We start from the raw sequence: 11,709 nt of genomic DNA on the forward strand, positions 1-11,709 counted from the left end.
CGCATGCGCATCCTCGTCGTGAACGTGAACACCACCGAGTCCATGACCGAGGCGATCGCCGCCCGGGCGAGAACGGTGGCTTCGGCCGGCACGGAGATCGTCGGCCTGACGCCGCGCTTCGGTGCCGAGTCCGTGGAGGGGAATTTCGAGAGCTACCTCGCGGCGATCGCCGTGATGGACCGGGTCCAGTCCTACCCGGAGCCCTTCGACGCCGTCATCCAGGCGGGGTACGGCGAACACGGCAGGGAGGGCCTGCAGGAGCTCCTGGACGTACCGGTCGTCGACATCACCGAGGCCGCCGCCACCACGGCGATGTTCCTCGGACACCGCTATTCGGTCGTCACCACGCTGGACCGGACGCTCCCGCTGATCGAGGACCGGCTCACACTGGCCGGTCTGCACACCCGGTGCGCCTCGGTCCGGGCCAGCGACATGGCCGTACTGGACCTCGAAGAGGACCCGGAAGCCGCCGTCGAAGCGATCGTGGCGCAGGCCGAGCGCGCCGTGCGCGAGGACAAGGCCGAGGTGATCTGCCTGGGCTGTGGCGGCATGGCGGGCCTGGACGACCGGATCAGGGAGCGCACCGGCGTCCCCGTCGTCGACGGTGTCAGCGCCGCCGTGACCATCGCGGAGTCGCTGGTCAGGCTCGGGCTGTCCACCTCCAAGGTGCGCACCTACGCGCCGCCCCGGCCGAAGAAGGTGACCGGCTGGCCGTACGCCCCGGGGGCGCACACGGGGCCGCGCCGATGAGCGCGAAGGCTGCCTGACGGCTGTTCTCGGGCCGCTGTACGCCACCCAGGAAGATCGTGGCGGCGGCCTCGGCGGCTTCCTCGGGCGACATCGCCGTCCGCGCCAAGGGGACCCCGGCCGGCCGAACCGCGCGCGGCATCGAGCGCGGGCCGGGGCCGGGACCGGGACCGGTTGCGGTCCCGGCCGCCGACGTCATGGCGCGAGGACGGAGTACACGTGTTCCACCTGCGGCGGAGCCGCGAAGTGCGGTCCGGCCAGGGCCCTCCAGCGGGTGAAGCCATCGGAGCCGCGGAAGGTGACGGTGTGGTGCTCGACCGTCTCCCACCGGACCATCAGCCGGTAGCGCGAGGGGTGTTCGACGCTGCGCTGCAGGTCGACCCCGTCGCAGCCGTCGGCCTCGAGGAAGAAGGGCAGGGCCTTGGTGACGGCCTCCTCGAACTCCTCTTCCTGGCCCGGGTGGATCTCGATCTGGGCGATCTCGGTGATCACGGTGGTGTCCCTGTTCTCGGGTCGCGGCGGTGGTCGGTCGCGGGTCTCGGCGGGCGTGGCGTGCTCGGCGTCGACCCGCGGTGGCGCCCGTCTCGACGAGGGTACGCGTGGCGTCGGCGGAAGCGTAGATCCACAGGACCCGCATGGCCATCCCACGATCACCTGACGCGCGGAGCCGTCACGGTGTGCGGAACCCCCGGAAGGTCACCTGCTTGCGGGTGGTGAAGCCGAGGCGCTCATACAGGGCGATCGCGCCGGTGTTCGCCTCGGCCACGTGCAGGAAGGGGTGTTCGCCGCGGGCCACGATCCGCGCGACGAGCGCGTTGATCAGACGTGCCGCGTGGCCACGTCCGCGTGCCTCGGGAGCGGTGCAGACGGCGCTGATCTCGGTCCAGCCCGGTGGCCGCAGCCGCTCCCCCGCCATCGCCACCAACGTGCCGTTGTCGCGGATGCCGAGGTAGGCGCCGAGTTCGGGGGTGCGCGGCCGGAACGGCCCCGGCTCGGTCCGCGCGACGAGGTCGAGCATCTCGGCCACGCTGTCCGCACCCAGGTCGACGACGCCCTCATCGGTCCCGGTCTCCGCGTGGAAGTGCCGAGCACCGCCGGGCCCGATCATCTGGCGGCCCTGCAGGGAGAAGACCGGCTCCCAGTCCGGCGGCGGAGTGGCGGGACAGCTGAACATGTCGGCGAACGCGCCCGGCCCGAGCAGCCCGGCCAGATCGGCCCATTCCGCCGGGCCCGGGTCGGCGGGCACCGCGGAGAAGGTCGCGACGTCCGGCGGATAGGTGGCGGCCCGGCCGAGCCGGCGGGCGAGATGCGCGTGGTGACCGCCGAGTGATCGCCCCACCGGGTCGTCGAGTGCCGGGGCGTCGCGGTTCACCATGGTGCCGTACCTCTCATGCCGGGCGCGGGTGCGATCATAGGCACCTCATGACGGTGCGTTGTCCCGCCAGGTGCGCCGGTACGCCGATGGGGCGACCCCCGCCTCCGCCGCCAGGTGCCGCCGCAGCGAGGTGGCGGTGGCGAAGCCGACCTCGTGGGCGATCCGTTCCACCGGCAGGTCGCTGGACTCCAGCAGCCGCCGGGCCCGCCGCAGCCGCTGCTGGGTCAGCCACCGGCCGGGGCTCAGACCGGTCTCCTCCCGGAAGCGCCGGGCGAAGGTGCGGGTGCTCATCGCCGCGTGCGCGGCCAACTCGTCCAGCGACAGCGGCAGTTCCAGCCGCCGCAGCGCCCAGTCACGGGTCGGCCCGGTGCCGGTTCCGCCCGACGGCGGCACCGGCCGCTCGATGTACTGCGCCTGCCCGCCGTCGCGGTACGGCGGTACGACGCAGCAACGGGCGACGTGGTTGGCCACCTCGCTGCCGTGGTCCCGGCGCACCAGGTGCAGGCAGACGTCGACACCGCTGGCCGCCCCGGCGGAGGTCAGCACGTCACCGTGGTCGACGAAGAGGACACCGGCGTCGAGTTCGACCCGGGGGAACAGCTCCCGGAAGTGGTCGGTGAGCGCCCAGTGGGTGGTGGCCCGGCGCCCGTCCAGGAGACCGGCGGCGGCCAGCAGGAAGGCGCCGGTGCAGATGGACACCAGACGGGTGCCGGGGCGGGCGCGGGACAGCGCGGTGAGGGCTCGCGGGTCCGGCGCGGTGGCCGAGGCCCGGGAGATGGCGTACGGAGGGATGACCACGGTGTCCGCCTCGTCCAGCACCTCGGGACCGTGCCCGGGGGTGACCGTCAGGTCCGAGTCGGTACGCACGGGCCGCCCGTCCACGCTCGCCGAGCGCACCTCGTAGCGGCCGCCGGCGGACCCCAGCACCCGGTGCGGAATGCCGAGTTCGAAGGGATAGACGCCGTCGAGGGCAAGGACGACGACCTGGTGGGCGCCGGGGACGCGGCGGGCGGCAGGGACGATGGACATGGCAGGAATGTATCGGAGCCTGACCATCCTGCCATCGCCCCGGGCCGGACCCTAGGGCCAGGATCGAGGCATGACTTCGACGGACACCCCTGACCACCTCGGCTCCCCGGCCCCGGCGGCCGCCACGGACTCCCCCGGCCCCGCGGCGCCGGACGGCGCCCCCATGATGCTCGCCCTGCACCAGACGGCCCTCGGCGGCCCCGAGGTCCTGCGGCTGACCGAGCTTCCGCGGCCCGCGCCCGGTCCCGGGGAGATCCTCGTCGCCGTGCACGCGGCCGGGCTCAACCCCACGGACTTCAAGCACCGCGCCCTGAGCGTGTTCCTGCCGCCCCCGCCGCTGACCCTCGGCTGGGACGTCTCCGGCACGGTGGTGGAGACCGGCTTCGGCGTCACCCTCTTCCGGCCCGGTGACGAGGTGTTCGGCATGCTGCCCTATCCGTACGGGGCGGGCTCCCACGCCGAGTACGTGACCGGCCCCACCCGCGCCTTCGTCGCCAAGCCCGCCGGGATCGACCACGTCCAGGCGGCCGCCCTGCCGCTGGCCGCGCTCACCGCCTGGCAAGCCCTCGTCGACACCGCGGACCTCCGGGCCGGGCAGCGGGTGCTGATCCACGCCGCGGCCGGCGGCGTCGGCCATCTCGCCGTGCAGATCGCCAAGGAGCGCGGCGCGCACGTCACCGGGACGGCGAGCGCCCCCAAGCACGACTTCCTGCGCGAGATGGGCGCGGACGCCTGCGTCGACCACCGCTCCGAGGACTTCACCGACACCGACGAGCGCTACGACGTCGTCCTCGACGCCCTCGGCGGGGAGACCGCCACCCGCTCCGTGGGCGTGCTCCGCCCCGGCGGCATCGTCGTCTCCCTGCTGCCGGGCGCCGAGGACACCCCGGCCGCGGCGGAGAAGGCCCAGGTCCGCGCCGTCAGTCTGCTGGTCGAGCACGACCGGGCCGGGATGCGCGCCGTCGCCGAACTCGTCGACCGGGGCAGGCTCCGCGCCCACGTCTCCGCCACCTTCCCCCTCGCCGAAGGCGCCCGCGCCCACGCCCTGGGAGAGACGGGCCGCACCACGGGGAAGCTGGTGATCACCGTGCGCTGAGGCGGGACGGTTCGGGCCGTGCGCCGCCCTCGGTGAGATCGTCGTTCATGCGCTCGTCGTAGCCGGTGGCGGGATCGACGACGCGCCCGGCCGCCCACCAGTTCTCGCGGGCCGTCTCGATGATCGTCATCAGGATGTCCTCTTCGGGGACGTCGGCGGACAACCGGAGGTTGGTGACGATCGCCTGGAACAGTTCGGCCTTCTGCTCGGCGGTGCGGGAGTTGAAGGACAGCTGGATGAGCATGACGCGCTCGCCGCGCCGCAGGCCGAACACGACCGGCTGCATATGGAAGTTGTCCGGCGCGACCTCGTGGAAGACGTGGAACTGGTCGTCCTGGGGGATCTTCAGCACGTCGACCATGGCCTTGTGGAGGCCGAGGGACACATTCCGGCGGTACTCGGGAGTGGTTCCCCGGCGCAGATAGATGGCTGACCAAGCTCCACCTGGTCGCGGCCGGCGCGGGTATCACCACCGCCACGCCGGCGCTGCTGCCCGCCGTTCCGCCCGGCGTGCGTATCGTGTCCGTCGAAGGCGTCGCGGAGGAGGTACGACGCGTCAGCCTGGTCCGCAGGCCGGGCGTCCTCACGGCACCCACGGACGCGCTGGCACGCGCCCTGCGCCGGCAGGCCGCCGACCTCGCCGACCTCACCGACTGATCCCGAACAAAACCGGTTGTCCGCGGGCGATGGTGGTGGATGCAATGTCCGGCACGATCACCAGGCGCGCCCGCCACGGCGGGAGGGGACGACGCACACCGGGCCTCGCCACCCGGCGGCCTGGGCTGGTTGCGAACGAATCGCCATACGGGAGCGGGAGACGCCTACGCATGCCTACGCCACCATCGCCACCTGGGCCGGAGCGGGCGGACCGATCGCCCGTCCGGATCGGCGCTCTCGTTCCGCTGACCCGGCCCGGCTGGGCCGGGGCGGGTCAAAGCCTGCTCGCCGGAATGGAGTTGGCCGCTCACCACGTCAATAAGGCGGGCGGCATCGGAGGAAGACCGCTGGAGCTGGTGGTCCGAGACACCGCGGCTGATCCGCGGAGGGCCGCGGCGGCCGTGGAAGAATGCGCCGGCCTGGGCGTGGCCGCCTTGGCCGGGGAGTATCACAGCGTCGTCGCTCGTGCCGCCGCCACCGGGGCCGACGCCCTCGGCCTGCCGTTCCTCTGCTCGTCGGCGGTTCTCGACACGCTCACCGAACGGCCGACGGAATGGGTCGCGCGCCTCTCCCCGCCGCAGTCCCGCGGCTGGCGGGTCTACGCGGACTTCCTCCTCGACGCCGGCCACCGTCGCATCGCCGTGGCAACCCAGCCGAGCGTCTACTGGGCGACCGGGACCCGCATTCTGCGGGACCACCTCGCCCCTCGCGGCGGCACCGTCACCGAACTCGACATGAGCGCGCTCACCCCCGCGGCCGTGTGCGACGCGCTCGTCGACCGTGGCGCGACAGCCCTCCTCCTTCTGGTCGGCCACCCGGATCCGGCGGTGCCGATCGTCGAATCCGTACGCGGCGACCATCGCCTCGCCGAGATCCTGATCGGTGCTCCGGCCGGGCAACCGGAGTTCGCCGAATGGGCGACGCCACTGGGCGCCGCGATCCCGTTCCTGCGCTACCTCCCCGAGCGCCTCGGCCCACTCGGCGCACAAGTGGAGACGGCCCTTTGCGAGCGGCTGGGCCAAGCGCCGTCCTTCGTCGCCTTCGAGGGCTACGACACGGTCACCGTCCTCGCGGAGATGCTGCGTTCCCACGGCACGGACCGGGCCCGCATCGCCGAATCCTGGCCGCACGTCGCGGTCGAAGGCACCCGTGGGCAGATCCGGTTCTCCCGCACGCCGGGCGTCAGCGTGTGGCAATGGGCCGGGCCGCCGATCCACATCGCCGATCGGGACCCGGCGGAACCCGATCGCTTTCGGATCCGCCACACCGGCTGAGTCCGTGACCGCCGAGGCAGCCGTCTCCGCGCGGGGCGACCTGAACGGGAAAGGGGTCATCATGCGGGTGTCAGGAAGGCGTCGGCGAGGCCGCGCGCGCCGGAACGGCCGAGAGGGGCGCCGAGCATGGCCGTCGGCGCCGACTCGATCATCAGCACCACGCATGACCTGAACCGGTTCTACGCCGCACTGCTCGGCGGCCGGCTGCTGGATACGGCGCAGCTCGACGAGACGACGACCACCGTTGCCCGCGCACCGGTGACGGCGGCCGGGACACGCGGCAGGCCATGAGAGCGCTCATGGGCCAGGAGCTGTACAGGCCCCATTCCCAGGGGGGGTGCCTTTTCGGACAACGCTTGAGGTGAAACGTTCCCTTAACAGGAATTTACTGGTGAGAAACGACACCCGCCGACGTTGGCGGCGGAAGGTAGCGACCCGCCTCCGGAGAGGTAGATGGTTATCCCAGGCAACCGTTTGGCCCCCGATCGAAAGGGTTGATCACCGTGTGTGGCATCACCGGCTGGGTCTCCTACCGCCGCGATCTGACCTCTCACCGACAGCTCCTCGACACCATGACGGAGACGATGGCGTGCCGCGGCCCGGACGCGGCGGGCACCTGGGTGACCGGCAAGGCGGCGCTCGGCCATCGCAGGCTGGCCGTCATCGACCTGCCCGGCGGGGCCCAGCCCATGACCGTCGACACGGCCGACGGCCCCGTCACCATGGTGTACTCCGGCGAGGCGTACAACTTCACCGAGCTGCGCGACGAACTGCGCCGCAGGGGCCACGGCTTCACCACCGACTCCGACACCGAGGTCGTCCTGCGCGGCTATCTGGAGTGGGGGGAATCCCTCACCGAGAAGCTCAACGGCATGTACGCCTTCGCCATCTGGGACTCCCGCGCCGAGAAGCTGGTGATGGTCCGGGACCGGATGGGCATCAAGCCGTTCTATTACTACGAGACCGACGACGGCGTGCTCTTCGGCTCCGAGCCCAAGGCCATCCTCGCCAACCCGCTCGCGGCCCCCGTGGTCGGCATCGACGGGCTGCGGGAGATCTTCTCGTTCGCCAAGACGCCGGGCGAGGCCATATGGAAGGGCATGAGGGAACTGCGCCCCGGCCATCTGGCCGTCGTCGACAGCAACGGGCTGCGCGAGCGGGCCTACTGGCGTCTTGAGGTGTCCGAACACACCGATGACCAGCGGGCGACCGTCGCCCACGTGAGGGAGTTGCTCGAGGACATCATCGCCCGCCAGCTCGTCGCCGACGTACCCCGCTGCACCCTGCTCTCCGGCGGGCTCGACTCCTCCGCCATGACCTCGCTCGCCGCCCGCCGGCTCGCCGAGGACGGCGAGACCGTCCGCAGCTTCGCGGTCGACTTCCCCGACCAGGCGGAGAACTTCCGCGCGATCGATGTCGCGCCCAGCGTCGACACGCCGTATGTGCACGCGGTGGCCGACTATGTGAAGTGCGACCACCAGGACATCGTGCTCGACGGCTCCGCCCTGTCCGACCCGGCCGTCAGGCGGGCCGCCATCGCCGCCCGGGACCTGCCCATCGGGCTCGGCGACCGGGACAACTCGCTCTACCTCCTGTTCAAGGCCGTCCGCGAGCAGTCGACGGTGGCGCTGTCCGGCGAGTCGGCCGACGAGGTCTTCGGCGGCTATCCGTGGTTCCACGACGAGCGGCGCGAGGCCGACACCTTCCCGTGGCTCGCCGGGGGGCCGATGCTCGGCGACACCCAGAGCCTGCTGCCCGACGACCTCGCCGACCGGCTCGATCTGGACACCTACCTCCGCGACCGCTACGTCACCGCGCTGAAGGAAGTCCCCCTCAAGGAGGGCGAGTCCGGCCTGGAGAAGCGCATGCGGCAGGTCTGCTACCTGCACCTGACCCGCATGGTCAACACGCTCCTGGACCGCAAGGACCGGATGAGCATGGCCGTCGGCCTGGAGGTCAGGGTGCCGTTCTGCGACCACCGGCTCGTGAGTTACGTCTTCAACACCCCCTGGTCGCTCAAGACGTTCGACGGGCGGGAGAAGAGCATCCTGCGCGAGGCCACCCGCGATGTGCTGCCCGAGTCGGTCGCGAACCGCAAGAAGAGCGGTTACCCCGGCAGCTTCGACCCCGCCTACCTCGCCGCCATCAAACGGCAGGCGAGCGACCTCGTCACCTCGGGACACCCGGCTCTCGAGCTGTGCCGCCTCAAGACGCTGAACGAGGCCATCGCCGCACCGGGCGAGCACATCACCCCGCAGCAGCGCGCCGTCATCGAACGCGCCCTGGACCTGGCCACATGGCTGGACCTGCGCAAGCCCACCATCACGCTGGACTGAGCCGCGCCGGCGCCCCGCCGCCCGGACCGGAGCGAGGGCATGCGCCCTGCCCCGGCCCGGGCGGCCTCGCGGGGCCGCCGGCCTCAACCCGACGCGACACCGGGTGAGACCTGCTCGGCGTGCGAGACCCCACGCTCCTCCGGCTCCGCGCGGGGTGACTCCGCCGCCCGTGCGCCGTCGTCCTTCATGGCCCTCGTCTCGCTCTTCAGGATCCGCAGTGACTTCCCCAGCGAACGAGCGGTGTCCGGCAGCTTCTTCGAGCCGAACAGCACAATCATCACCACCGCCACGATCAGCAGATGCCAGGGTTCCAAGCCGTTGCGCAGCATCGCCGCACCCCATTTCCTCGATCAACACTTGCCACATTGCGCAACTGTACAACCAGGGGCTCGTACAACGTCTTCCCCCCAGAGCCACGCGCGGACGAAGGAATCGGAACTTTCCCACGGCTGAGCGGATACGGCAGCCGCCGGCCGCCGTCACCGGCGTCGTTCGTAGCGCGCCCCGGCGGCCACCAGGCCGACCGCGTACAGCGTGAGGACGGCGGCGAGCAGGAGGTAGTACCACCCGGTCAGGGTCGTCATGCCCAGCACCGGGCCCAGGGGGGAGAACGGCAGGAGAACGCCTATCACGGCAAGCGAGGCGGCGGCCCAGCGGACCGGGCTCGGGGCACGGCCTTCGGCGGTGCGCCGCCCCGTGCGCAGAAACAACATCACCAGGGCCTGGGTGAGCAGGTTCTCGGTGAACCACCCGGAATGGAACGCCGCCGGATCACCGGAGCCCGTGGAGGCGTGTGCCGCCCGCACCAGAATGGCGAAGGTGGCCAGGTCGGCGATGGCGTTGAGCACTCCGAAGCCGGTGATGAAGCGGAGGAAGTCACGGGGCCGCAGCACCGTGGGCCCCCGGAGCAGGGCGGGCTGGGGCCGGTCGTAGGCGAAGGCGAGCTGGGCCGCGTCGAAGCACAGGTTCTGCACCAGCACCTGGGACGGGAGCATGGGGAGGAAGGGCAGCAGAAGACCCGCCGCGAGCATCGCGATGACGTTGCCGAGGTTGGAGGAGAGCGTGATCCGCAGATAGGTGGCGATGTTGCCGCTGCCGATCCGGCCGGCCCTGATCGCATGGTCGATGGCCGTGAGGTCCTTCTCCGCGAGCACGACATCGGCACTCTCGCGAGCGACATCGACGGCCCCTCGGGGACAGCTGCCGACGTCGGCGGCGCGCAGCGCGGGCAGATCGTTGACCCCGTCGCCGAGGAAGCCCGTGGTGTGCCGGCCGGTGCGCAGCGCGGCGACGATACGGGCCTTGTGCTCGGGCGTGCAGCGTGCGAAGACGGTGGTGCGGCGGGCGGTGTCGGCGAGTTCGCTGTCGCTCAGACCGTCGATGCGGTCGGCGGTGAGCACATCGCCGGGGTGCAGGGCGAGGTCGTGGCAGGCCCGCGCGGCGGTGCCCGGGTGGTCGCCGGTGAGGATCTTGACCGTGACACCGCGGTCCGCGAGGACGTCCAGGGCGTCCCCGGCGGTCGGAGCGAGCGCGTCGCGCAGCGCGACGAAGCCGAGGAAGGTCAGGCCGCGTTCGTCGGCCGGAGTGTAGTCGCGGTGGCGGGCCGGCCGCTCCGCGGAGGCGACAGCGAGCAGCCGCAGGCCGCTGTCCGCCTCGTGCTCGGCGAGCGCGAGCAACCGTGTCAGCTCGCCGTCCTCCAGCGCGCAGCGGCTCAGTACGTCTTCGGCGGCACCCTTGACCACGAGGGTGTGGGTGCCGAGGTGGCCGGGTCGGCGTACGACGGCGGTGGAGAGGCGGCGTACCGGGTCGAAGGGGACCGCGGTGAGGCCTTCGTACCGCAGGAGTTCGTCGTCGTCGGCCGCGTCCAGAAGCGCCTCGTCGAGGGTGTCCGGGGCGGGCAGGTCCGCCAGTTGCAGCGTCCACCAGGCGTTGACGGCGGCCCAGTGCAACACCTCGGGGGCTTCCCTGCCATCGGCGTCCAGCGCGCGGTCCACCACCGGCCGGTCCAGGGTGAGGGTGCCCGTCTTGTCCAGGCAGAGCACATCGACCGCGCCGAGATCGTGCAGCGCGGGGAGCCGTTTGACGATCACCCTGTGCTCACGGGCGAGGAGGGACGCCCCGCGGGCCAGGGCGGTGGTGACGATGACGGGCAGCATCTCCGGGGTGAGCCCGACCGCGACCGCCACGGCGAACGGCAGCGTCTCCAGACCACGCCCGCGCAGGGCCGCGTTGGCCATCAGCACCAGTGGCGGAGTCAGCAGCATGAACCGGATGAGAACCCAGGAGATCCCTTGCACCGACCGGTCGAAAGCACTCGCCGCACGGTGCCGTGTCCGTACGTGGCCCGCGGCGAAGCGTGTACCTGCCCCGGTGGCGACGACCACCGCGGTGCCACTGCCGGATGCCACGCTGCTGCCCTGGAAACACAGCTGGGGCTGGTCGAACACGCCGCCGCGGGGCGGACCGGGTACCTCCACGGGATACTTGGCGACCGGCGCGGACTCGCCCGTCAGCGGCGCCTGGTGCACGCTCAGACCGCTCGCGCGCAGCAGCCTCGCGTCGGCGGGGACCAGGTCGCCGGGGCCGAGACGGATCACATCGCCCGGCACCAACTGGTCGACCGGGATCTCCCGGGCCCGGGGCGGGTCCGCCTCGTCGGCGCGCCGCAGCACGGTCGCCGTGGTGGTGACCAAGTCGCGCAGCGCGGCCATGGACCGGTCGGCCCGGTGTTCCCCGGACGAGCGCAGCACACAGCTCACCGAGACCAGCGACAGGATCACGCATGCGGTGCCCCAGGCCGCCACCGCGGCCGACACCAGCCCGAGGCCCAGCAGCACCGCGGTGAACGGATCCCGCAGACTGCGCGCGAACCGTTGCGGCCAGGACGCCGCGCGCCGGCCCGGCACCGTGTTCTCACCGCATCGCGCCAAGCGCTCCTCGGCCCGCGTCTCCACCAGGCCCAGGGGACCGCTGTCCAGGTGCCGCAGCACCTGGAGGGTGGTGAAGGCGGTGATGTGCTGTGCTGTGCCGTCCGGCGGTCCGTCCCCCGTGAGGGCGGTGGGACCGGCACCGGAGACGGCGGCCGTCTCAGGCACCGAAGCCGCGGGCGCGTCGTATCGGGGTGTGGGCCGCCCGGTCGGTCAACTGGCCGACCATCAGCCGCATCACGGTCACCATGTCCGGGTCGTCGATGAA

11 protein-coding genes and 1 pseudogene are annotated in these 11,709 nt (G+C 72.0%); 6 read left to right on the forward strand and 6 right to left on the reverse strand.

What is annotated here, in order from left to right; all coding sequences use genetic code 11:
• The first annotated feature begins 3 nt into the window (after positions 1-3).
• The gene (locus tag ASC60_RS36570; RefSeq protein WP_055558045.1) at positions 4-750 is read left to right on the forward strand and encodes an aspartate/glutamate racemase family protein; all 747 of its coding nucleotides are present in this window, start codon (positions 4-6) and stop codon (positions 748-750) included.
• Positions 751-942: 192 nt separating this feature from the next.
• Here ASC60_RS36570 and ASC60_RS36575 read toward each other — a convergent pair whose 3' ends face one another.
• The 3 genes from ASC60_RS36575 to ASC60_RS36585 all read right to left on the reverse strand — a co-directional run bounded on the left by ASC60_RS36575 (position 943) and on the right by ASC60_RS36585 (position 3,151).
• Positions 943-1,239, reverse strand: coding sequence for an antibiotic biosynthesis monooxygenase (locus ASC60_RS36575; protein ID WP_055558034.1), 297 nt, complete (start codon positions 1,237-1,239; stop codon positions 943-945).
• A gap of 178 nt (positions 1,240-1,417) precedes the next feature.
• On the reverse strand, positions 1,418-2,122 hold the full coding sequence (locus tag ASC60_RS36580; RefSeq protein WP_055558035.1) for a GNAT family N-acetyltransferase: 705 nt from the start codon (positions 2,120-2,122) through the stop codon (positions 1,418-1,420).
• Positions 2,123-2,167: 45 nt separating this feature from the next.
• Positions 2,168-3,151, reverse strand: coding sequence for a GlxA family transcriptional regulator (locus tag ASC60_RS36585; protein ID WP_055558036.1), 984 nt, complete (start codon positions 3,149-3,151; stop codon positions 2,168-2,170).
• Positions 3,152-3,221: 70 nt separating this feature from the next.
• Between ASC60_RS36585 and ASC60_RS36590 the strand changes: the two genes are divergently transcribed.
• A complete protein-coding gene (locus ASC60_RS36590) occupies positions 3,222-4,247 on the forward strand; it encodes an NADP-dependent oxidoreductase (protein WP_055558037.1) in 1,026 nt (341 codons plus the stop codon).
• Here ASC60_RS36590 and ASC60_RS36595 read toward each other — a convergent pair.
• Complete coding sequence (locus tag ASC60_RS36595; RefSeq protein ID WP_234357291.1) at positions 4,234-4,632, reverse strand: tautomerase family protein; 399 nt, start codon at positions 4,630-4,632, stop codon at positions 4,234-4,236. The two genes, ASC60_RS36590 and ASC60_RS36595, sit on opposite strands and share 14 nt — an antisense overlap.
• Positions 4,633-4,766: 134 nt before the next feature.
• Between ASC60_RS36595 and ASC60_RS44295 the strand changes: the two genes are divergently transcribed.
• The 4 genes and pseudogenes from ASC60_RS44295 (at position 4,767) to asnB (ending at position 8,514) form a co-directional block, all read left to right on the forward strand.
• The gene (locus ASC60_RS44295; protein ID WP_370593011.1) at positions 4,767-4,904 is read left to right on the forward strand and encodes a hypothetical protein; all 138 of its coding nucleotides are present in this window, start codon (positions 4,767-4,769) and stop codon (positions 4,902-4,904) included.
• Positions 4,905-5,074: 170 nt separating this feature from the next.
• Complete coding sequence (locus ASC60_RS36600; protein ID WP_055558039.1) at positions 5,075-6,178, forward strand: ABC transporter substrate-binding protein; 1,104 nt, start codon at positions 5,075-5,077, stop codon at positions 6,176-6,178.
• Between the two features lie 93 nt (positions 6,179-6,271).
• Positions 6,272-6,469: pseudogene (locus ASC60_RS41350) on the forward strand (hypothetical protein); the annotation flags it as partial.
• Between the two features lie 212 nt (positions 6,470-6,681).
• Positions 6,682-8,514, forward strand: a complete 1,833-nt coding sequence (asnB, locus tag ASC60_RS36605; protein WP_055558046.1) for an asparagine synthase (glutamine-hydrolyzing) — start codon at positions 6,682-6,684, stop codon at positions 8,512-8,514.
• An 83-nt stretch (positions 8,515-8,597) separates the two neighbouring features.
• On the opposite strand, the gene tatA is transcribed toward asnB, so the two are convergent.
• Together tatA and mgtA are read right to left on the reverse strand one after the other, a co-directional pair.
• Positions 8,598-8,843 (reverse strand): Sec-independent protein translocase subunit TatA, encoded by a 246-nt coding sequence (gene tatA / locus ASC60_RS36610; protein ID WP_055558040.1) that lies wholly within the window; start codon positions 8,841-8,843, stop codon positions 8,598-8,600.
• 150 nt (positions 8,844-8,993) lie between these two features.
• A complete protein-coding gene (mgtA, locus tag ASC60_RS36615) occupies positions 8,994-11,609 on the reverse strand; it encodes a magnesium-translocating P-type ATPase (RefSeq protein ID WP_055558041.1) in 2,616 nt (871 codons plus the stop codon).
• Positions 11,610-11,709: the final 100 nt, after the last annotated feature.

The organism is Streptomyces sp. NBRC 110028, from assembly GCF_001417735.1.
GTDB lineage: Bacteria > Actinomycetota > Actinomycetes > Streptomycetales > Streptomycetaceae > Streptomyces.